The sequence below is a fragment of the Mesorhizobium sp. M7A.F.Ca.US.002.01.1.1 genome (assembly GCF_004022955.1).
In the GTDB taxonomy this organism is placed as follows: domain Bacteria; phylum Pseudomonadota; class Alphaproteobacteria; order Rhizobiales; family Rhizobiaceae; genus Mesorhizobium; species Mesorhizobium ciceri.
Map to the genome: position 1 here is coordinate 1 of NZ_RZQE01000990.1, position 783 is coordinate 783.

The following is a 783-nucleotide window of genomic DNA, read 5'->3' on the forward strand; positions in this document are numbered from 1 at the left end:
CAGTCAGACAGCCTGCCCGAGACGCGCCAAACGCGTCTCGCTTTCAGGGTCTTTCCACCAACTCTTCTAGGAATTTGGTGGGTGCGCACAGGATTGAACTGTGGACCCGCTGATTAAGAGTCAGCTGCTCTACCAACTGAGCTACGCACCCACTCGGCCGGCAAAAACCGGCGTTGGCGGGCATATAGCCGCCACCATCGGTCCTGTCCAGCCCTGCCGGAATCATTTCCCGACAAATCGACCGAGCATGCGTTCGATCAAACGAACAGCTTGCCCTCCGCCACCTTGATTGCGTTGCCGCCGATGCGCGCCGAGGCCAGTTTTCCGCCTTGCACGGTCAGTTCGAGGCGGATGCGCGATGGCCGGCCCATCTCCAGCCCCTGCTCGATCCACAGCTGTGAAATGCCATCGGTCGGCGCGTCGAAATGCATGATGGCGCCGGCAAAGGCGGCTGCCGCCGAACCGGTCGCCGGATCCTCGTAGGAAGGCGTGCCGGGCACGATCATGCGCACATGGAAGGCGCTTTCGTGGTTCACCGTCTCGCGGCAGTAGACATAGGGGCTGGCGAAGGCCCACTCGCTCTTGCGCGGCGCCAGTTCCGACCATGCCTGGTTGTCCAGCCGGATGCGGCCCGCCGCCTCGAGATTGGCAACCGGGATGGTGACGTAGGGCACGCCCGCCGACCAGAACGCGACGCGGTGATTCTCGAAGCCGATCTCATGCGGCGTCAACCCAAGCGCGGCACCGATCGCCTCCGGATCGGCATCGAGCTTCAGCGGCTCC

1 protein-coding gene and 1 tRNA gene are annotated in these 783 nt (G+C 63.7%); both read right to left on the reverse strand.

The window, feature by feature from the left end:
• Window positions 1–75: 75 nt before the first annotated feature.
• Window positions 76–151 (reverse strand) — tRNA-Lys (locus tag EN932_RS37280).
• Window positions 152–257: 106 nt separating this feature from the next.
• The coding region (locus EN932_RS37285) for a PhzF family phenazine biosynthesis isomerase (RefSeq protein ID WP_164890906.1) at window positions 258–783 on the reverse strand (526 nt) is incomplete at its 5' end.